Here is an 18,807-nt window from a genome sequence, read left to right on the forward strand (position 1 = left end):
CTATAACGGTGCTACAGTCAATTGGCTGGGCCGAGAATTGCAGTCCCGACCCAGCCTGAACACATGGCTTGGAGGCTCAATATGCTCGTAACGTCCAATAGGGCGGATGCACCCGCACGTCCACATCCGAAAGACACATCACCGGAAACGGAAGCCGCTTGGGAGATCAAGCGCGCGCTGAAGCTGCACGAAGTCCTGCAGCCCTCGATCCGCGATAACGCGCACTGGCAGGAAGCCGTGCAGAGCGCCCACGCGATCTATGCCGCCCTTGTCGAAAGGGACGCCTGATGGCCGGCCTATCGAACGTCGAAGCGGAAGCCGCGATCATCGGCGCGATGCTGCAGGACAATCGCCTCATCGACCGCGCTGCCGATCGTCTTAGCGGGGACGACTTCAGCGAACCTGCCTATGCCGGCTTGTTCCCGATCATTGCCGGGGAAGCTGCGCAGGGCAAGAACGTCAATCCCATCACGCTCCGCCCGTGGTTTGACGACACCGCTCACCTGATGGAGCTTACCGGGCGTAGCGGTTTGGCGATCGGGTTCGGGAGCTTTGTCGATCAGGTTTCCGATTTGTCGAAGCGCCGCCGCATCGCCGAAGGTCTGCAGGACGCTATCGGTCTAGCCAATGATGGCGCGTCATCGGTTGATGAGGTTGTCGAGTGCGCCGATGCTGCTTGCATGCCTCACGAGGCTCAGGAAGGCGTTCTGCAGCTATCAGGTGCCGACGCCGCGGGTCGCTTGCTGCGAAGCTATGACGAACCACGCTACGGCGTCACCTGCAGCACGATCAAGCAATTCGACGACGTGGCTGGCAAGCTGCGGCCGAAAGAGCTTGTGATCCTTGCCGGGCGCCCTGGCATGGGCAAGACCGCGGTGGCGCTGTCCTACGCGCTCGGCGCTGCCCAAGGCGGCCACGGGGTGCTCTACACTTCGCTCGAAATGGGCGCGGATCAACTCGCCGGTCGGATGCTGGCAGACATGTGCTTCGATGGGCAGCGCGGGATATTTTATTCCAAGATCCGCGATGGCGATGTCGGCCGCGATGAAATCAGCCGCCTGCGTGATGCCGAAGCGATGATGCAGGACATGCCGCTGCGCATCCTGGACGCTGGCAAGCTCACCACGGGCCGTCTGTCCATGATCGTTCGTCGCACAAAGCGCCGCATGGAGGCGAAAGGCGAGAAGCTGGATCTGGTTATCGTCGACTACCTGCAGCTGCTCCATCCCGACCACAAGGCCGGTTCGGTCTATGAGAAGGTCAGCGAGATCAGCATGGCGTTGAAGGCCATCGCCAAGACGCATGACGTTGCAGTTCTGGCGCTGGCTCAGCTCAGCCGCGGCGTGGAAAGCCGAGAGGGCAAGCGCCCGCAATTGTCTGATCTTCGCGACAGTGGGCAGATCGAACAGGACGCCGACGCGGTGATCTTCCTCCTGCGCCAGGAGTATTATCTGAAGCAAGAGGAACCGGAAGCGGGCAGCAAGGACTATCTCGACTGGAAGGCTGAGTTCGAGAAGTCGCAGGGCAAGATCGAGTTCATTTGCGCCAAGCGCCGCAATGGCACCACAGGCAGCGCCTTTGGGACCTTTTACGGTGCCTATCAGGCGGTCAGGAGCGCTGGATGAGCGTTCGCGTCATGTCGAAGGTATGGGAGATCGATCTCCCTGACAGCGAAAAGATAGTGCTGCTTGCGCTCGCAGATGCTGCGAACGACGAAGGCACGTGCTGGCCTTCGATGAAAACACTCGCAACCAAGTGCAGCAAGTCAGATCGTACCGTGCAGGGCGCGATCCAGACGCTTTGCAAGAAGGGCTTGTTGAACCGGAAAGAGCGCCTTGGCAAAGGGTGCCTTTATACGGTCCTGCCGGACACGCCGGATGCTGCTAATACCCCCGAAGCCGCTTCACCCCCGAAGCCGCTTCACCCCCGAAGTGAAGGGGGGGAGACCCCCGAAGCCGCTTCGGACAAACCATCAAGAACCATCATTGAACCTAAAGGTTCTGTGTCGGAAGCGGATGAGGCAATCCAGATTTACCTGGAAGCCGCAAAGCGCTGTCGCTGGCCTGGCATGCGCAAGGTTTCTCAATCGCGCCGGAAGAAGCTCGCGCTGAGACTTGGCGAAGTAGGTTTGGACGGATGGCGGGAGGCAATCGCTAGGGCCGAAAAGTCAGGATTGCTCGGTGCTGGCGATCCGCCACGCTGGTTCGACTTCGATTTCCTTGTTCGAAACGAGGACGACATCATCAAGCTCTTGGAAGGCAAATATGACCGCGCCTTCGGTGCGAGCGCCAAGCCACGATCGAATGAACCTGAACCGCTGTGGAAGCAGCTGAGAGCGGCCAATGGCCCGTGAAACCCAATTCCCCGCCACAGACCTGATCTGCCGGCTGATGGAGGCGAAACCTCTCAGCCGAAAAGAGGCGGAACGGTTCATCGAGCGGGGGCTGACTGAGCAAGAGATACGCTGGCGAATGAAGCAAGCGCAGCGATGATCGAATGGGTGCCACCGGACGTGGCGAGAGAACGGAAGGAAGCGAACGATGGATAGCTATTTTCACGGCATCAAGACTGAGCCCCGCACCGAACGGCCGGAGGGTCTGAAGGAGCGCGTTGCCGAAGCAATCCGTCCTTTCGCGGAGTTCGCTTTCCGCAATGTCGATGATGAAGGCTGGACCGAATATGCGCCTTCGTCCGATCGCATCCGTGACTGGTTTGGCCCATCCGACTTTCGGGCCGCAAACAAGCTCCTAGCCGAACTAGAGCCGAAGCCCGATCCTGACCTGGAACTGGCGCGAGAGGTGGCTGGCGAGTGGGCAAGGGATATGGTCGACCAGGAATTGATCGCATCGGCCTGCCTAGCCGCAATCAAGCGCGTTCGGGAGGCGTCATGACCGACATTCAATCCACCGAACTATGGCGCTTAGCCCTAGCAGGAACACAGACACACAGCCCCGGTGCGAAGGTGCCGAGTAAGACCGCGCTGGCGTTTGCGGAGGCGGTTGTGGAGGCGATGAAGCCGGATTGGGAGAGCGCGCCCTCGCTGCCGGATCGAATCCAATGGGCCAACCGCGCTCAATGGTGCGACACCATCCTATCCGAATACCACAGCGCACAGGAAGGGGAGGGGTAGCATGGCAGCAGTCCTCAAAAAGCATTCGGGAGAAACCGAGACGCAGTTCCGCTCTCGCCTCGCGCGGGTCAAGGATCTGGAAGCCCAGCGCGGCCGCGATCTGGTGAACCCGTTTCAGGAGAAGCAAGGCGATTACCGGAGCCGTTTCGTGCACCACGACGAAACCGGCACCAAAACGCAGACGAAGGTGAACCGCGGCGGATCAAGCCTGGAGCGTTGGATAGCATCGGGCAAGTTCGAACAGGGCGAGCAGAAGGCAATTCGCCACTGCCAGGGCCTATGGGAGCGCGCCAAGCCTACCGACCACGACCCGAGCCGCATGCGTGTGGATGGGCAGGGTCCGGAAGGGTTGTCGCAGCAGGAGGCGCTGGACACGCTTAGCGATTACAAGCGGCGCATCCCGTCGGTTTATTGGAGCGTGTTCGAGGACGTGGCCAGGCATGAAGTGGCCGGCGATCGGGCGGGACTACCGTTGGCTGGCAACAGGCGCAGCGCGATCGATGCGGCTAGGTTGGCTACCGGGTTCTGTGCCGGGATGATTGCGGTGTGGGAGGGGTTCTGATGGGGATGATCTATAAGCACACCTTCCGGCTTGAGATGTCGGTCGGCCAAGACATTCGTGAGATTGAGGCAGACAGTGTGCGAACCGAAGGTGACTGGCTAATCTTCTCCCGGCTACCAGCGACGGGTGGTTCCGCTAAGGAATACTGGCGTGCCGCGCTTCAGCACGTCGTCTCGATGGAGACAAAGAACTAGTTCTTGACAAATGCGCAGCTATGTGAAAGAGATATCCCAACATCAGCATTGCGCCTAGAAAGCGCAGAGCCGCAAAGGAGGTGATCTCATATCTCCCGCGCGGCGCACAACGGGCCGAGCCTTCGCGGGTATCGGCCCTTTCTCGTTTTGGCCAGACACAGGGTTCTAGGGCACTGGCCAACCCGCCGCCTCTATCTGGCGCAACTTATATCAGCGCAAGCATTGAAGAACGCGGTCCAGCACTGGACGCGCGGCGGGTGAACTATGGCAGAGCCAAGCTGGCGTCACGACAAGCGCAAGACCGCCGAGCGAGGTTATGGCGGGAAGTGGCAGCGCGAGAGGCTGAAGTTTCTCGCGGCGCATCCGACCTGCGAACGCTGCGAGGCAGAGGGGCGGCAAGAGCCCGCAACCGTAGTCAACCACCGCACGCCGCATAAGGGCGACTGGAAGCTGTTCTGGGATAGGAAGAACTGGGAGCCAACCTGCAAGCGGCACCATGACAGCGACATTCAGAGGGAAGAACGGTCAGGGTTGGGCAAGGGTGTGAATAAGGCTGGGAGACCAGTCGATCCGTCCCATCCTTGGAACAGACACCCCCCGGCCTAAAAGTCTGAGATGGGCGCGCTGGATGACCGGTGCATCTCCTCCGTGCGCACCAAAAGCAGTTCTGAAACAAAAAGTTCGGGGCACCCCGAAGGGGTGAGGCGCTATGAACGCAGTCGAGAACACTGGCGGCATCGCTGAAGAGCCCGCTTGGGATATGTTGCTGTCTGACGTGCTGGAGCAGCAGGCGGCTGCGGGGCACTGGCGCCGGATTACGACCGAGATGCGGGAGCGCGATACGCTTGCACCGTCCAACGCCCATGCGGTCCAGCGCCTTGTTCTGGCTTACGTGGTTTATGATCGTTGTTCGCGAGAAGTTGCGGAGAACGGCCACGTCACGAAACCGAAGCGCGGCAATCCGAAAGCGATCATGCGGCTGAGCCCGCACTTTCAGGCCATGCGAGAAATGGGTGTCGACGCGGAGCGGATTGAAGCTGAACTGGGGATCAGCCCGCGGCGCCGTAGCAGCGTGACGAAGGTCCAGAAGCGCACTGAGCGCAAGACGGCTTCAGCGAACTATTTGAAGCCCGTTGCACAATAAATACCTGGCGTTGCCAGACCCGACGACAGCCTGGGCGCAAGATGCGGTCAAAGGGAAGTTTGTCTGTGGCGAGCTGGTCAAACACGCCGCCGAACGTCATCTGCGCGATCTGAAGGACGGTGAAAGCCGGGGAATCTACTGGAGACCGGAGGCGGCGGCGCATGCGCTGGGTTTCTTGCCAGCGGTATTCAGCGTCACCGATGGCCCGCGCGCTGGCGAGCCCTTCCACCCGCTAAGCTGGCACACCTTCGTGATCGGATCGCACTTCGGATGGTTGACGGCAGCGGGGCGGTGGAGATTCCGAACAGGCTGGTGGGAGACCGGGAAGGGGCAAGCCAAGTCGCCTTTGATGGGCGCGATCGGCGTTTACATCATGGGCTGGTGCGGCATCCCGCGCGCGCAATGCTTCCTCATCGGACAGGACAAGGCGACTGCCAGCGTCCCGTTCCGCGATGCTGTGGCGATGTGCCGCGCGGACATACCTGGTGAAGAGCCCGGCGATAGCTTGGAAACGCGCGGCGAGGTCATCATCCGCGGCGAAGGCGATAACGCTTGGAAGCTGGAGCATCCGGATACGGGCGGGTTCTTCCGCACGCTAGCCGGTGGGGACAGTCAATCAGGCCCGCGCCCGGCGTTCGTCGGAGCGGATGAGATCCACGAATTTAAATCCGACCACTCTATCGAGACCTGGAAGCGGGCCATCGACAAGGTGGCCGGCAATGCGCTGATGGTGCTGGGGACGAACACCCCGGCTACGTCTCAGCTGGTCGGTGCCAGCTACTCAGAAATGTACCAAGCGATTGCGCGCGGTGAAGCGCGGGACGACAGTTCGTTCGCTTTCATCGCGCGTGTCGACAAGGAAGACCGCGAGAACATATTCGAGAATGAGACGGCTTGGGCGAAAGCACTGCCCGCGCTCGGCGAGACGTTCCCGATTGAGAACCTGCGGGAAACCGTCGCCTCTGCAGTGTTGCGGCCTGCCACGAAGAGCAGCGTGAAGCGTCTATATTTCGGCATCGATATCGGTGCCGCAGATTTCTGGATCGATGAAGAGAAATGGGCGGCGGTTCAGGGCGCGGTGGATAGCCGGGCAATGCGCGGCCGCAAGTGCTGGCTGTCGCTCGATCTTTCGCGGAAGAACGATCTAACCGCGCTGAGCGCGACATGGGAAGCAGACGGCAACCGCCCAATGGCTTCGAAGACCTGGTACTGGACGGCGCGCGAAGGGCTGGAGGACAGGTCGGAAGAAGACAGGGCGCCGTATCTCGAATGGGTCGAGGACGGATATCTGACAGCGACGCCCGGCGCGACGATCGACTATACGTTCGTGGCTCAGCGTGTCGCGGAAATTGAAGCCGAACAGGATGTGGTCGAACTGGTTGTCGACATCGCGTTTGTCACCGCGTTCCGAGAAGCGTGCACCGAAGTTGGGCTTGAGACGTGGCTCTACGAGGGCCCGGGCAAACCAGAGGGCCGCGGGCTGCGGATCGTGAAGCACGCCCAAGGCAAGAAAGTCATGTTTGAAGACCGGCAGCTCTGCATGCCGCATTCGATTACACGCACCGAAGACGCGATTCTCGAAGAAGCAGTCATCATTGACAGCTCGCCTGTCACTTACGCCTGCGCAGGCAACGTGCACATGGATGAAGACGGTCAGGGCAACAGGGCTTTCGATAAAGCTCGCAGCCGCGGACGCATCGACGGAATGGTGACGGTGGCGATGGGCATCGGCGCTGCCACGGCATCGCAGAAACCGAAGAAGCAATCGGTCTATGCGCGCCGCGGCGTGATCAGGATTTAGGAGGGCGGATGTGGTGATTTCGCCCGATGATTACAGGCGGCAGGCCGGGTTCAAGCGGTCTGTTGCGTCCCGGATTGGCCGGATCGGCTCGCCGCCGCTGTCCGGTCCGATCACGGCCTATCAAACTTACGATCTTTCCGACCCCGCGCTCGTCGAGATGATGCGCGGTGGCAGGATCGGGGTGGCCGGCGTCGCGGTCAATGAGAAGCAGGCATTTCGCAACAGCACGTTTTTTCGCGCGATGTCACTTATTGCTGGCTCGCTTGGGATGTTGCCGATCCACCTAATGCGGCGCAAGGCCGATGGCACGACCGAAAAGGCCAAGGATCACCCGCTTTTCAACGTCCTGCACCGCAAGGCGAACAGTTATCAGACTGCGGGCCAGTTTCGCAGCCATATGCAGCTGGCCGCCCTGCTCGACGGCAACGCCTTCGCTCTGAAGATCCGGTCGCGCGGCGCGGTCCGGCAAATCGTTCCGCTGCCGCGAGGCCGGGTTACGCCGAAGCTGTCAGAATCTTGGCAGCTCACGTTCGAATATGACCGGATGAACGGTGGCAAGGTGACGCTACCGGCCAGCGATGTTTTTCATTTTCGGGCACCGGTATCGCTTGACGGCCTGAACGGGATTAAACTGCTGGACGTGGCTGCCGATACGCTCGGTCTTGCGCTAACCGCGCAACAGGCAGCGGCTCGCCTGCTGACTAAGGGCTCTATGGCGCGCGGCGCGCTGGAAACTGAGCAGACCCTCGGCGACGAAGCGATTGAGCATCTGAAGGCCAGTCTGCGGGACGATTACTCTGGCGCGAATGCCTCCGATGACTGGATGATCTTGGAAGAGGGGTTGAAGGCCAAGCTGTTCGCGTCATCCGCTCGCGATTCTCAGCTGCGCGAACTGATGCAGGGTGAGGCGGAAGAGGTTTCCCGCTTTTCCGGCGTTCCCCGCCCGCTGCTGATGTTCGACGAAACCAGCTGGGGCAGCGGTATTGAGCAGCTGGGGCTGTTCTTCGTGACCTACTGCCTGATGCCGTGGTTTGTCATCTGGGAAGAGGCAATTTGGATGTGTCTGCTAAGCGAAACCGAGCAGGACACGATGTACGCCAAGGTCAACGAGGGCGCGCTGCTTCGCGGTTCGCTGAAAGACCAGGCTGAGTTTTTCAAGGCCGCGCTTGGCCCGAACACCGGATATCTGTCGCAAAATGAAGTGCGCGAGGCTTTCGACCGGAACCCACGCCCGGAAGGCGATGACCTGCCTCGCGCCGGCACGACCGCCGCGGCCGTCCAGCAAGAGGATATCGAAGATGCAGCGTAACGGATTGATCGGCGTTCGCGCTCAGCGGCCGCCTGAGATTAGCGGTGTCGGCGCTGGCGAAAACTGGAAGTTTGAAACCACCGCGCTCGCTGCCGATTTCAAGCATTTCGAAATCCGCGCGGCCGCCGAAGGGCAGAACCCGACGATCAGCATTTTCGACTATATCGGCGACGATGGCGACGGTGGCGGCGTAACCGACAAGCGGATCGCCGCGGCTCTGCGGCAGATCGGAAACCGCGACGTCGACATCGAGATCAATTCGCCCGGTGGAAATTATTTTCAAGGCGTTGCGATCTACAATTTGCTGCGCCGGCATCCCAAGGCGGTGAACGTCCAGATTCTCGGCATCGCGGCATCCGCTGCGTCGGTGATTGCCATGGCCGGCGACAGCATCGCGATTGCGCACAATGCCGAGATCATGATCCACGAGGCGACCGGAATCTTCATCGGCACGAAGTCGGAGATGGCAGCGGCAGTCGACACGCTGACTCATATCGACGATGCCATGGTCGCGACGTATGCCGCGCGTTCGGGGCGTCCCGCCGAAGATTTCTCTTCCATGATCGCAGGCAAGGATGTGTTCTTCCGCGGTCAGGAGGCGATTGATGCTGGCCTCGCCGATATCCTGATGGAGCGCGAGGCCGAAATGCCGGTCTATGCGGAATCCGATTTCCCGAGTGACAAAGCGTCGCTCGACCGTTTTCTCGCGAAACAGGACATGCCGCGCGCTGCGCGCCGTGAACTGTACCGCGCGATTGGCACGCAGAACGCTGCCGAACCTGCCACGCAGAACGCTGGCGACGAACCGCAGCCCGACTTCTCGGCGCTGCTCAAAGCCCTCACCGTCTAAAAGGAAAACGACGATGAATATGATGACCAACCTGCGCGGCACTGCCGCGACGGGCCGGGGCCTCGTTGCCGTGCGCGCCGAAGCTCCTGCCACCCCGAAGGCTCCCGCCTCGATTCCTGAACTCGCCACCGCGTTCGAAGCCTTCAAGGCGACGCACACGCAGCAGCTGGAAGAGATCAAGTCCGGTAAAACCGATGTTCTGACCACCGACAAGCTGGAAACGATCAACGCCGCGCTTACCGAGCTGCAAACCGCAGTCGATGAGCAGGCTGCGATTACGGCCGCGGCGAAGCTCGGCGATGGTGCCGTTATCGGCGATATCAAGGCTGATCCGGAATATACCGCAGCGTTCAAGGCTCACATGCGCCGCGGCGATAATACCACGCCGGAAGTCCAGGCTGCCATGCAGAAGGGCACCGACGCCGATGGCGGTTATCTTGCTCCGATCGAGTGGGATCGCACCATTGGCGAGAAGCTGAAGCGCATCAGCCCGATGCGGGCGGAAAGCCGAGTCATCGCCATCTCGACCGCCGGCTTCAAGAAGTTCTTCAGCGATCGCAACGTCGGTTCGGGCTGGGTCGGCGAAACTGCAAGCCGTCCTGCCACCTCGACGCCGCAGATCGGAACGGTCAGCTTTGAACCCGGCGAACTGTACGCCAACCCGGCGATTTCGCAGGGTTTGCTCGATGATGCTGCTGTGGATCTCGAACAGTGGCTGGCCAGCGAGGTCGAAACCGAATTTGCGCGGCAGGAGGGCATCGCATTCCTGTCTGGAGACGGTTCGAACAAGCCGCATGGCATCCTGACCTATGTCGAGGGCGGGGCGAATGCTGCCCGCCACCCCTACGGCGCGATCAAGACGCTGAACAGCGGTGCGGCTGCAGCCTTTACCGGCGACGGCTTCCTCGACCTGATGTACGACCTTCCCAGCGAGTTCGCTGCGAATGCCAAGCTGTACATCAACCGCCTCGCAATGGGTGCGGCCCGCAAGCTGAAGGACGGCCAAGGTAATTATCTGTGGCAACCGTCCTACGTGTCGGGTCAGCCGCAGAGCCTGGGCGGTGCTCCGGTGGTCGAGATGACCGACATGCCTGCAGTAGCGGCCGGCAACATTGCCGCGCTCTACGGCGACATGGAGGCCACTTATCTGGTGGTCGACCGCATCGGCATCCGCGTGCTGCGCGATCCCTACACCAACAAGCCGTTCGTGCACTTCTACACGACCAAGCGCGTTGGCGGCGGCGTCCACAACCCCGAACCGATGCGCGCGCTGAAGATCGCCGCGAACGCTTAACCAGCGCGGGCCGGTCTTCGGATCGGCCCGGCTGTCCCTTACTCAATCGAATAGGAGGCCCGAATGGCCACGAAGAAAACCGACGACGTCACCGACAACGGCGTAGATGCCGCCGAGGCCGTGGATACCTCCGGTGCGCCGCAGCAAATTGTTCCCGATGTCGACATGAAGCACCCCGCAGTCGACGCGGACCCGCGCGCCGGCACGTCCGCCGAGCAGAACAAGATCGATTTTAACGATCCGACGCTGACCAGTTCGGAGGCGGTCGAGAAGAACCTGAAGGAGCAGGCGAAGGGCTGAGCCCGGCGCTCTGAAAGGAACACGATATGGCGCTCCCGGTCACTCTTGAAGATGCAAAAAAACAGCTTCGAGTGATCGGGAACGACGAAGACGACACGATCTCCGGGTTCATCCCCGACGCTGCCGCCTGGGTGGAGGCCTATACCGGCCACCTTCTTGAACCGCGCGAGGTCGTTGAGCGTTTCTCTGGCCACGATCTGAATCTGCGGTATTGGCCCGTTGCTGAAACGGGCATTTCTGTCGCGGTCGGCGGCGTACCCATCGAAGGCGCGCGGCTATATCAGACCGTGCGGCCCGCCGCGGTTCTCAACCCGATCGGCACAGCATGGCCTTATCTCGAAACCGGTTCGGTGGTCGAGGTGACTTATACCGCTGGCTACGCGAGCCCCGACGACGTGCCTCGCAATATGGTTCGCGCGATGCTGATACTGATCAGCGCCTATGATGCCGATCGCGAAGGCGGTGAAATATTCCAGCGCGCGGAGGCCACGGCGAAGAATCTATGCCGGCAGTTCAAGGCCTGGCGCGCATGAAAGCCGGCCCTCGCGACGACCTCATCACTTTCCAGCGCTACAAACAGACCGAGAATAGTTTCGGAGAGCCGGAGGACGCTGACGAGCCTACCGCGATCGGCGAGGCCTACGCCGAGGTTATCTACGGTAAAGGCAGCGAGCGGCGCGAGGCGGCGAAGGAAAGCGCCAAGGTTCCAGCGACATTCCGTGTGCGCGCAAATACTTTGACGCGAAGCATCAGAACTGGCGACCAGATCGCGTTCGATGGCGCCGTTTGGGATATTGAAAGCAACGTGCCGCTCGACCGTGACGGGCGCGAGATTACCGCGACCCGGCTGTCATGAAGTTTGAACTGAAGGGCATTGAACAAGCGCTGAAGAACATCGCTGCGGTCGGCCAGTCAGTAAGCGATGAAGATCTACAGCAAGATGCTCTGGCGGCGCTCGAACCAGTAGCGAAGGACGCGCAATCGCTGGCTCCGGTGGACGAAGGTGACCTGCGAAACAGCATTGAGCCGAGAATCTTGGAAGACGGAACCGTGGGCGTCGTCATCGGCGACTGGAAGGGCCATTTTTTTGAGTTCGGGACCGTCAACATGCGGGCTCAGCCGATGCTTGGCCCGGCATGGCACGAAAACGAAGATGCGGTGATTCAATCATTCGGCGGCCGTGTGGGTGCGCGAATAGAGGGGGCGGTGTGAGCGATGGAAGAGGCCCTTATCGCCCGTCTCCGCGCGAGCACCGCAATCGCCGAAATCGCAGGGACATTCAAGAGCCGCCCTGCGATCGACCTGCACGAACGCAAGTCGAACGAAAAGACCGCGTTCCCGGCGGTGGTGGTGACGATCAATTCGCCGGGGAAGACCTACAGCCAAGCCGGTCCTGACCCGGTTCAACAGCGCCTTGTTCGTTTTGAGAGCTTCGGGCTGTCGGTGGGCTCGGCCATCCTACTCGACCGCGCCGTTATCGCCGAACTCGAACAAGCCAAGCTCGTGCAGGGTGTCCAATTCTCGCGCGCTCAGCTGCGATTCCAACGCGATTTCGATCCTGAAGACCTCGGCAACCTGCGGATATTCCGTCGGCTGTCCGACCTCGTAATTCCTACCAACCGCTGATCAAAAGGAACCTCTCATGGCAGACGAATATGTAGAAGGCGTGGTGGCCGATGGCGAAGAGCTGTGGCTGACCAGTTCGACCGGCACGTTGACCAAGGTGATGGGCCTGAAGTCGATCAAGGAGCCAAGCTTCATGGTCGAGGAGCAGGAAGATACCGACATGGGAAGCGGCGGAGTGAAGCAGTATCTGCCCGGCCTGGGTGACTGGACCACGTTCCAGGCGACGTTGAAGCATCGCCCCGGCAGCGCCACACATCTGCTGATCGAAGAGCATCTGATGAGCAAGGAGCGACGGCCCATGAAGGTGGTGCTGCGCGGCGCAAATGACGGTTCGACGGTCGAAGGGACTGGCGAAATCATCCTGCTGGGCTACGACAAGCCGAGCCGCAACGTTGGCACTGTCAACGACGCCACCATCACGGGCCGCGTTCGCCGGTACGATGAAGGCGACCTGACTTCCCCGGCGGCCGCATAATGGGCAACGCTTACGAAGGCACCAGTAGCTTCGAATACGGCGGGGAAACTTACCGTATGACGCTAAACAACCGCATCCTTATCGATATGGAGGACGTGCTCGGCTATTCCTCCCTGGATGCGATCGAGGAAACGAAGCAGGCCATTGCGCAGGGTATGAATCCCAAGCTGAAGGTCATGATCGCTATCCTCTACGCCTCTCTGGTGCGCAATCATCCGGGGATCACGGAAGATTTCGTGATCGACATGGCTATGAGCGGCGATCCCGAGGTCAAGAAGGGCATTTCCGCCGCGATGAAGGCGACGGATATTCCGGTGGGAAACGCAAAGGCGGCGGCCGAGACGCCGGAGCCGGAGAGCAAGAGCGGTGGTGCTGGCAAAGCATCTACCAAGCCTGGCGCAAAGCGGGGCTCTCGCACGAAGAGTTCTTCGTAAGCACGCCTTATGCGGTGATGCTGTCGCTGGCCGGTGCGGCGGAGCAGCAGGAGCTGGCGAACAAGCGCATGATCACCGGCGCATGGCTCGCGGGGCGGCTCGGTGGGATGGCCGACCCGAAAACCTACCCCACACTGGAGAGCCTACTTGGCGATATGCCGGAGCCTGAACCCGAAGAGTTAGAGCCCGAAGAACGGCATGTCGGTGCGAAGCTTTGGGTAATGCTCTTGAACCGACGCTCTTAGAATCAACTTGTGCTGTAGAGTGACACGACATATCCCCGCCCAACTTAAGGGGAGGCGTTATGAACGAACAGTTGTTGATCAAAGACGGGGTTCACTGTCGTGAATGCGGTTCCAACATCGCCCGAACGGCTTCGACCTGTCCACATTGCGGGGGGCGGCAGTCGGTCGGAAAATCCTCCGGGTTTAAGAGCAAAACGACCGCCATCCTGCTGGCGCTTTTCCTAGGAGGAATTGGAGCACATCGCTTCTATCTGGGCAACGTTGGGCTGGGACTGCTTTATCTTGTGTTTTGTTGGACCTTCATTCCAGCAATCGTCGCTTTCGGCGAAATGATCTATTTCTTGACAATTAGCGAAGAGGACTTCGCGGAGCGATACTCTTAGCTTGAATATTAAAAGTTAGCGCAAGGGCGGTTCCTTTTGGAGCCGCCCTTTTTTTTTGGGGGGAAACCTATGGCTGGCGGACCAATTGCAAATCTGTCGGCCACCCTGCGTTGGGATTTGGACGACTTCGAACGCGGCACCGCTCGCGTATCGAACGTGTTCAAGAACATCATCGGCCTAGCTGGAGACGTTGCAGAGGCGGTCGGCAACATGGGCAAGCGATTGACGGCAAGTCTGACGCTGCCGCTCGGCGCAATCGCCGTGCTAACCACAAAAGCCTCGAGCGATGCTGCCGAACTTCAGTCTGCGTTCGATGTAACGTTTGGCAGTCTCTCGGCAGGTATGAACAAATGGGCCGAGGATACCGGCGACGCATTGGGCCGATCTACGCAACAGATGCAGCAGGGCGCGATCGCGTTCGGTCAACTGTTTAACGCGGCAGCCCCTACCGAGCAGGCCGCGGCACGCCTCTCGCAAAAATTCACCAAACTTGCTGTAGATGCCGGTTCGTTTTTCAACGTTCCGTTCGAAACCGCGATGCAGAAAATCCGCTCTGGGTTAGCGGGTGAAAGCGAGCCGCTGCGCGATTTCGGCGTGTTCATCAATGAAGCGGCAGTCAAGACCAAGGCGCTGGAACTTGGCCTTATTTCGAGTGGTCAAGAGTTAGATGAGTACGGCAAGATCATGGCTCGACAGGCTCTGATCGTAGAGGGACTGGCCAACGCGAATGACGACGCAACACGGACGTGGGGAAGTCTTGCCAATCAGATCGAGCGCATAAAGGCAAACTTCAAAGAACTTTCGATCGAGATCGGCAACTTGCTCGCTCCGTACGCGCAGAAGTTGGCTACTATCATCGAGCGGCTGATTGGCTGGTTTAAGAGCCTCCCGGAAAGCGTGAAAAGTGCTGCGGTCGGTTTCGGTGTCTTTCTTGCCGCGCTGGGTCCGCTATCGGTCATTTTGTCGGCCATCGTAGTCACTTTGCTGCCTGCCTTCCTTGTCGGTTTAGGCGGGGTGTTTCCCATTATCAGCTTGATAATCAATCCGCTGGGCACGCTGATCGTTTATGCTGGGAAGCTGTTTGTCGGGCTAGGTGGTTTGTCCAGTGTGCTCGGCAAACTCGCGCCCATGTTCTTGCGTCTTACGGGACCAGTCGGCCTCGTCATATCGCTCCTGCTGATGTTCAAGGATGAAATCCTTGCGGGCGTTCGCACGCAGATGAGCGCCATTGCTGAACGCGTCGGTCCAACCCTCCAGCGTTTTTTCGAGACGCTGCGCGAGGCCTCCGACCGCATCACTGCGGCGTTCGACGAGCTGGCGAAAAGCCCGCTGGGCGAAGCGTTGGAGTGGATCAGTCAGAAGGTTGGCGAACTAATCCAGATCACCGCCGAAATGGGCGGGCAACTGATCGGGACCGTTCTGTCTGCTGTCATCGAACTGGCAACCGGGCTGATTGACTATCTTGGCGGCGCAATCGAGACAGTTGTGCGCCTGCTCTCGGCCGATTGGTCGGGCGCTTGGGAAGCCGCTGTCGATACCGTCAGCAGCGCCGTCATTCGCATTGGCCAGTGGATCGAAGGCCTGTTCCCCGTTCTCGGCCGCGCGCTTCAGATGGTGGGCGCGCTGAGCCGTGCCAAGCTTGGTGGCCCTAAGGCTGAGGGCGGCTACGAAAACGACGAAATAAGCCCAGAAGACCGCAAGTTTCTCGATAACCTAGCGGATTGGACGGACGGCAAAGGCGGCGGTCGGAATTACGCAGTCGCTAAGCCGGGGCCGAAGCCTAAGACTTCGCGAGCACGTAAAGGTCCGACCGGGCCGAGCGCTGAAGAGCTTGCCGATCGACGCGAAGATCTGCGGTTGCAGCAAGCCCTCGCCGTGGCGCGAGAAAAGGACGACCGCGAAGCCGAGCGCGCGTTGCAGCGGCAGATCGACCTTCGCAGCCGGATCGATGCCTATAAGCGCGCCGGACTGACTAAGGCTCAGGCTGCGACGGCGGCCGAGAAAGACATGCTGGAGCTGGATCAGGCGCGGGCAGAGGCGCAGGCGAAGGCGCGGGGGCTGCAGCAAGACCGCCTCGACATGCAGCTCGCCGAACTGCGCGGCGACTTTAAGGCGATCCAGGTTCTTGAAGACAAAGCTTTTGTCGAAAAGCGCATTGCTGAAATGCGCGCCGAAGGCGTGGATTTGGCTGCTGCCGAAGAAGAGGCCCAGCTGAACCTGCTTCACTTGGAAGAGGCGCGGTTAGAGCGCGCGCAAGCTCGTGCCACAGCGGAAGCCGAAGCTCACCAGATTGAGCTTGCACGGCTGCGTGGTGATGACGCGGCGACCATTCGGCGGATGGAAGAGCGCCAGCGGATTGCCGATCGCGTTTTCGATCTGCGTTCTGATCGCGACAACCCGATGGAAGCCGAAGACGCAATGGCACAGGCCACGCGCGAGGCTATGGACCGGGAACGCGCGCATATGCAGGGCACGTTCCGGGGGGCGTTCCGCGATGGCCTGCAAGCCGCAATGGACGGCAATCTCGGCCAGTTCTTCGAAAACTGGATGAAGCAGCATAGCTTCAACGCGTTGGCAAAAGTGCTGGACCGCCTTGCTGATCGCTTGGCCGACCTAGCGTTTGGTGGCGGCGAAAGCGGGAGTGGAGGACTCGGCGGTATCTTTGGGGGCCTCGCCGGTTTGTTCGGCGGCGGCGGCGGTGCAAGCGGTTCCGGAACCGGCGGATGGATGGGTGGCTTTGCAAAAGGCGCTGCCGTTTTCGGAGGTGGCAACCAAGGGCAGGCCGGCGGTGTTCTCTCGCTGAGCGGCGGCCTGCCGAAGTGGGCGAATGGCGGTTCCGGTATCATTCGCGGTCATCCGGGTATCGATAAGAACCTGTTGAGCCTCAACGGCAATCCGATCGCTCGCGTAAGCAGCGGCGAATTGCTGAACGTCCAGCGCAATCCGGCGAACGACGGTGGGGGGAGGAGTGGCCCAAGCCGCCTGGAAGTTGTTCCTTCTCCCTATTTCGATGTGGTAGTCGATGGGCGTGTAATGCGTTCGGCCCCAGGGATTGCGTCAGCCGGTGCCCAAGTTGCGCAAAGCAACGCTGCATTTCGCCAGTCGCGTCGGGTGCCGGGCCGATGACAGTTCAGCTTCCCGCCGACATGCACCCTGTCGATGCAGTGCCCGCTTTGCTCGACTATGGCATGACGCTATCTTCTCCGCTTGGTACAGCCGATCTGCGCGTTGATCGCCCTGGTAGCCGGTTCCGCATCGCTTTGCAGTTCCCGCCTATGGTTCCAGAGCGGTCCCGTATAATTGTTTCACGTTTGTTGCGCGCGAAGGCAGAAGGCTTGCGCGTGCCCTATCCTCTGTTCGTGTCGCAGGGCCTTCCCAACGCTCCGGTGGTTGACGGGGCGGGGCAGGCCGGAACGACGCTGGCTGTTCGCGGCCTCACACCAAATTACAGCTTCCGCGAAGGGTGGTGGCTGTCGATTGAGAGCGCGACGGGGCAGCATTTTCTCCACAATGTTGCCGCTGGCGGCATCGCGAGCAGCGGCGGATCGGCACAGCTTAGCATTTGGCCTCCGCTGCGGCGTCCGTTTGCGGATGGCGACAAGGTGCATCTCGGGAAACCCATGATTGAGGGCTTGCCAGAAGGTGACGAAACCAGCTGGCAAATTCCGGTCAACGGGCTGGTGGCTGTGGCCGTGACGATAAGGGAGCAGGCGTGATGAAAATTGCGGATCGTTACGAAATTGATCGCCATCCTGGTGCTGGGCAAAAAACCCCAAACGCATGGAGGGCGAGCGGATACGAAGGGGGTAAGCTTATCGGGCATGGGTGCGGGGATACGCCCGAATTGGCACTTGCTAACTATAAAAGCTTGTTCTGCTGATGCAGCATATCGCTCTGACCGGCATCCTCAAAATCGAGCTGCCAGAATACACGGCGCGCCTCTGCGACGGCGGCTTCATCACGGTCGACGGCGATGGCACCTATCTCAGCGAAGATCCGAAGTTCGGCGCCATTGCGAGCGTGGAGAGCTTAGGAGAAGGCCGCGGCGATGAAATCCCAGCGCTGCAGCTCGAACTATATCCGCCCGATGCAACGCCGGTAGGAGAGCTTTCGCGGCCCGGTTATCAGCGCAGCCGGGTGACGTTCGCCATTGTCGAATATGACGTTGCAACCGGACTACCGATAGCCCCGCCGGATCAGCAGTTTATCGGGCAGATCGATCAGACCAGCCTTCGTGTCGGCAAGGCACGCACGCTGTCCATGACGATCGTGTCTGAAATGGAGCGGCTGTTCGAGCTGGACATCGGCAATTCGCTGAGCCCGACTTTCCATCAATCCGTGTGGCCGGGGGAGCTTGGGCAGAACAACGCCGCGGGCATCAAGCGTTCCGTGGCTTGGGGCACGGAAAGCGTTGTGAGCGGATCGGGTTATGGGGGCGGGGGGCCCTATGGCGGAGGCGCGCGGAACTTCATGCCGAGGATGGTTTCCTACTGATGCCCGCCGCAGTGCCGGAACTGGAACGTCGCCGCGTCGCGACGGAGAAGACGCTCGCCAAATTTCGGGAGAGCGCGTTCGATTGGCGTAAGCGTCGGACCTGCGCGCACCTCGCCAAGTATCAGGCACGCATGATGGGCCGAAAGCTGCCGAGCGTGCCGGACTTCCGCAGTCCGTTGGGAGCGAAGCGCGCTCTTACCGGCATGGGGCACGACAGCATGATCGCGCTGCTCGACAGCCATCTTGAGCGCATCGCGCCGGCCATGATGCGCCTTGGTGATTTGGCAGCGGTCCAAGGCACCGAGGGCATGGATTCGGTCATGGTGTCGGCAGGCAACGGCAAGCTGTTCGGTTGGCGTGAGGACGCCGAGCAAATGGTGATGCTCGCTGTCACGCTAGACGAGATCGATGCGGCGTGGAGGCTTTGAATGGCTAAAGCGGTCAAGACGATCGGTATCATTGCGGGTGCTGCTGCTCTGATCGGCACGGCAGTGCTTACTGCGGGCGGCACAGCGTTCGCCGCAACGGCGTTAGGAGGCGCGCTAGGAGGAACGGGCGGTATCGTG

General features: G+C 60.5%; 24 protein-coding genes. All 24 read left to right on the plus strand.

Annotated elements, in window-relative coordinates; genetic code table 11:
- Positions 1–63 precede the first annotated feature (63 nt).
- On the plus strand, positions 64–288 hold the full coding sequence (locus I6A82_RS07380; protein ID WP_198094336.1) for a hypothetical protein: 225 nt from the start codon (positions 64–66) through the stop codon (positions 286–288).
- Positions 288–1,625, plus strand: coding sequence for a replicative DNA helicase (locus I6A82_RS07385; RefSeq protein WP_198094337.1), 1,338 nt, complete (start codon positions 288–290; stop codon positions 1,623–1,625). The genes I6A82_RS07380 and I6A82_RS07385 overlap by 1 nt, the downstream gene beginning before the upstream one ends.
- Positions 1,622–2,353: a helix-turn-helix domain-containing protein gene (locus I6A82_RS07390; protein WP_198094338.1), complete on the plus strand. Its 732-nt coding sequence runs from the start codon at positions 1,622–1,624 to the stop codon at positions 2,351–2,353. Before I6A82_RS07385 ends, I6A82_RS07390 begins: the two co-directional genes overlap by 4 nt.
- 187 nt (positions 2,354–2,540) lie before the next feature.
- The gene (locus tag I6A82_RS07395) at positions 2,541–2,891 is read left to right on the plus strand and encodes a hypothetical protein (protein WP_198094339.1); all 351 of its coding nucleotides are present in this window, start codon (positions 2,541–2,543) and stop codon (positions 2,889–2,891) included.
- Complete coding sequence (locus tag I6A82_RS07400; RefSeq protein ID WP_198094340.1) at positions 2,888–3,130, plus strand: hypothetical protein; 243 nt, start codon at positions 2,888–2,890, stop codon at positions 3,128–3,130. Before I6A82_RS07395 ends, I6A82_RS07400 begins: the two co-directional genes overlap by 4 nt.
- 1 nt (position 3,131) lies before the next feature.
- Complete coding sequence (locus I6A82_RS07405; RefSeq protein ID WP_198094341.1) at positions 3,132–3,692, plus strand: hypothetical protein; 561 nt, start codon at positions 3,132–3,134, stop codon at positions 3,690–3,692.
- A gap of 903 nt (positions 3,693–4,595) precedes the next feature.
- Positions 4,596–5,030: a P27 family phage terminase small subunit gene (locus tag I6A82_RS07410; RefSeq protein WP_198094342.1), complete on the plus strand. Its 435-nt coding sequence runs from the start codon at positions 4,596–4,598 to the stop codon at positions 5,028–5,030.
- 10 nt (positions 5,031–5,040) lie between these two features.
- A complete protein-coding gene (locus I6A82_RS07415) occupies positions 5,041–6,831 on the plus strand; it encodes a terminase large subunit (protein ID WP_232343344.1) in 1,791 nt (596 codons plus the stop codon).
- A 10-nt stretch (positions 6,832–6,841) separates the two neighbouring features.
- A complete protein-coding gene (locus tag I6A82_RS07420; RefSeq protein ID WP_198094344.1) occupies positions 6,842–8,140 on the plus strand; it encodes a phage portal protein in 1,299 nt (432 codons plus the stop codon).
- Positions 8,130–8,990 (plus strand): head maturation protease, ClpP-related, encoded by an 861-nt coding sequence (locus I6A82_RS07425; protein WP_198094345.1) that lies wholly within the window; start codon positions 8,130–8,132, stop codon positions 8,988–8,990. Before I6A82_RS07420 ends, I6A82_RS07425 begins: the two co-directional genes overlap by 11 nt.
- A gap of 13 nt (positions 8,991–9,003) precedes the next feature.
- Positions 9,004–10,284, plus strand: coding sequence for a phage major capsid protein (locus tag I6A82_RS07430; RefSeq protein WP_198094346.1), 1,281 nt, complete (start codon positions 9,004–9,006; stop codon positions 10,282–10,284).
- 63 nt (positions 10,285–10,347) lie between these two features.
- Positions 10,348–10,584, plus strand: a complete 237-nt coding sequence (locus I6A82_RS07435; RefSeq protein WP_198094347.1) for a hypothetical protein — start codon at positions 10,348–10,350, stop codon at positions 10,582–10,584.
- Positions 10,585–10,610: 26 nt separating this feature from the next.
- Positions 10,611–11,117, plus strand: coding sequence for a head-tail connector protein (locus I6A82_RS07440; protein WP_198094348.1), 507 nt, complete (start codon positions 10,611–10,613; stop codon positions 11,115–11,117).
- A complete protein-coding gene (locus I6A82_RS07445) occupies positions 11,114–11,440 on the plus strand; it encodes a head-tail adaptor protein (protein ID WP_198094349.1) in 327 nt (108 codons plus the stop codon). The genes I6A82_RS07440 and I6A82_RS07445 overlap by 4 nt, the downstream gene beginning before the upstream one ends.
- Complete coding sequence (locus I6A82_RS07450) at positions 11,437–11,796, plus strand: HK97-gp10 family putative phage morphogenesis protein (RefSeq protein WP_198094350.1); 360 nt, start codon at positions 11,437–11,439, stop codon at positions 11,794–11,796. Before I6A82_RS07445 ends, I6A82_RS07450 begins: the two co-directional genes overlap by 4 nt.
- Before the next feature lie 3 nt (positions 11,797–11,799).
- The gene (locus I6A82_RS07455; protein ID WP_198094351.1) at positions 11,800–12,210 is read left to right on the plus strand and encodes a hypothetical protein; all 411 of its coding nucleotides are present in this window, start codon (positions 11,800–11,802) and stop codon (positions 12,208–12,210) included.
- 16 nt (positions 12,211–12,226) lie between these two features.
- Positions 12,227–12,685 (plus strand): hypothetical protein, encoded by a 459-nt coding sequence (locus I6A82_RS07460; protein WP_198094352.1) that lies wholly within the window; start codon positions 12,227–12,229, stop codon positions 12,683–12,685.
- Positions 12,685–13,119 (plus strand): hypothetical protein, encoded by a 435-nt coding sequence (locus I6A82_RS07465; protein WP_198094353.1) that lies wholly within the window; start codon positions 12,685–12,687, stop codon positions 13,117–13,119. Before I6A82_RS07460 ends, I6A82_RS07465 begins: the two co-directional genes overlap by 1 nt.
- Positions 13,120–13,133: 14 nt before the next feature.
- Positions 13,134–13,364, plus strand: a complete 231-nt coding sequence (locus I6A82_RS07470; RefSeq protein WP_198094354.1) for a hypothetical protein — start codon at positions 13,134–13,136, stop codon at positions 13,362–13,364.
- Positions 13,365–13,423: 59 nt separating this feature from the next.
- Positions 13,424–13,747, plus strand: a complete 324-nt coding sequence (locus tag I6A82_RS07475) for a TM2 domain-containing protein (RefSeq protein ID WP_198094355.1) — start codon at positions 13,424–13,426, stop codon at positions 13,745–13,747.
- 69 nt (positions 13,748–13,816) lie between these two features.
- The gene (locus tag I6A82_RS07480; RefSeq protein ID WP_198094356.1) at positions 13,817–16,873 is read left to right on the plus strand and encodes a hypothetical protein; all 3,057 of its coding nucleotides are present in this window, start codon (positions 13,817–13,819) and stop codon (positions 16,871–16,873) included.
- Positions 16,870–17,463, plus strand: coding sequence for a hypothetical protein (locus I6A82_RS07485; RefSeq protein ID WP_198094357.1), 594 nt, complete (start codon positions 16,870–16,872; stop codon positions 17,461–17,463). The genes I6A82_RS07480 and I6A82_RS07485 overlap by 4 nt, the downstream gene beginning before the upstream one ends.
- Before the next feature lie 163 nt (positions 17,464–17,626).
- Complete coding sequence (locus tag I6A82_RS07490) at positions 17,627–18,241, plus strand: hypothetical protein (RefSeq protein WP_198094358.1); 615 nt, start codon at positions 17,627–17,629, stop codon at positions 18,239–18,241.
- A complete protein-coding gene (locus I6A82_RS07495; RefSeq protein ID WP_198094359.1) occupies positions 18,241–18,669 on the plus strand; it encodes a DUF6950 family protein in 429 nt (142 codons plus the stop codon). Before I6A82_RS07490 ends, I6A82_RS07495 begins: the two co-directional genes overlap by 1 nt.
- Positions 18,670–18,807 lie beyond the last annotated feature (138 nt).

This window comes from Novosphingopyxis sp. YJ-S2-01 (assembly GCF_016093175.1).
Classification (GTDB): Bacteria; Pseudomonadota; Alphaproteobacteria; order Sphingomonadales; family Sphingomonadaceae; genus Novosphingopyxis; species Novosphingopyxis iocasae.

Excerpts from the sequence above, each read along its gene's own strand:
- I6A82_RS07460 (WP_198094352.1), top strand. The coding sequence starts at position 12,227 with ATGGCAGACGAATATGTAGAAGGCGTGGTGGCCGATGGCGAAGAGCTG.
- I6A82_RS07445 (WP_198094349.1), top strand. The coding sequence starts at position 11,114 with ATGAAAGCCGGCCCTCGCGACGACCTCATCACTTTCCAGCGCTACAAA.
- I6A82_RS07465 (WP_198094353.1), top strand. The coding sequence starts at position 12,685 with ATGGGCAACGCTTACGAAGGCACCAGTAGCTTCGAATACGGCGGGGAA.
- I6A82_RS07490 (WP_198094358.1), top strand. The coding sequence starts at position 17,627 with ATGCAGCATATCGCTCTGACCGGCATCCTCAAAATCGAGCTGCCAGAA.
- I6A82_RS07380 (WP_198094336.1), top strand. The coding sequence starts at position 64 with ATGGCTTGGAGGCTCAATATGCTCGTAACGTCCAATAGGGCGGATGCA.
- I6A82_RS07425 (WP_198094345.1), top strand. The coding sequence starts at position 8,130 with ATGCAGCGTAACGGATTGATCGGCGTTCGCGCTCAGCGGCCGCCTGAG.
- I6A82_RS07450 (WP_198094350.1), top strand. The coding sequence starts at position 11,437 with ATGAAGTTTGAACTGAAGGGCATTGAACAAGCGCTGAAGAACATCGCT.
- I6A82_RS07395 (WP_198094339.1), top strand. The coding sequence starts at position 2,541 with ATGGATAGCTATTTTCACGGCATCAAGACTGAGCCCCGCACCGAACGG.
- I6A82_RS07435 (WP_198094347.1), top strand. The coding sequence starts at position 10,348 with ATGGCCACGAAGAAAACCGACGACGTCACCGACAACGGCGTAGATGCC.
- I6A82_RS07495 (WP_198094359.1), top strand. The coding sequence starts at position 18,241 with ATGCCCGCCGCAGTGCCGGAACTGGAACGTCGCCGCGTCGCGACGGAG.
- I6A82_RS07475 (WP_198094355.1), top strand. The coding sequence starts at position 13,424 with ATGAACGAACAGTTGTTGATCAAAGACGGGGTTCACTGTCGTGAATGC.
- I6A82_RS07400 (WP_198094340.1), top strand. The coding sequence starts at position 2,888 with ATGACCGACATTCAATCCACCGAACTATGGCGCTTAGCCCTAGCAGGA.
- I6A82_RS07385 (WP_198094337.1), top strand. The coding sequence starts at position 288 with ATGGCCGGCCTATCGAACGTCGAAGCGGAAGCCGCGATCATCGGCGCG.
- I6A82_RS07440 (WP_198094348.1), top strand. The coding sequence starts at position 10,611 with ATGGCGCTCCCGGTCACTCTTGAAGATGCAAAAAAACAGCTTCGAGTG.
- I6A82_RS07455 (WP_198094351.1), top strand. The coding sequence starts at position 11,800 with ATGGAAGAGGCCCTTATCGCCCGTCTCCGCGCGAGCACCGCAATCGCC.
- I6A82_RS07405 (WP_198094341.1), top strand. The coding sequence starts at position 3,132 with ATGGCAGCAGTCCTCAAAAAGCATTCGGGAGAAACCGAGACGCAGTTC.
- I6A82_RS07485 (WP_198094357.1), top strand. The coding sequence starts at position 16,870 with ATGACAGTTCAGCTTCCCGCCGACATGCACCCTGTCGATGCAGTGCCC.
- I6A82_RS07430 (WP_198094346.1), top strand. The coding sequence starts at position 9,004 with ATGAATATGATGACCAACCTGCGCGGCACTGCCGCGACGGGCCGGGGC.
- I6A82_RS07390 (WP_198094338.1), top strand. The coding sequence starts at position 1,622 with ATGAGCGTTCGCGTCATGTCGAAGGTATGGGAGATCGATCTCCCTGAC.
- I6A82_RS07480 (WP_198094356.1), top strand. The coding sequence starts at position 13,817 with ATGGCTGGCGGACCAATTGCAAATCTGTCGGCCACCCTGCGTTGGGAT.
- I6A82_RS07410 (WP_198094342.1), top strand. The coding sequence starts at position 4,596 with ATGAACGCAGTCGAGAACACTGGCGGCATCGCTGAAGAGCCCGCTTGG.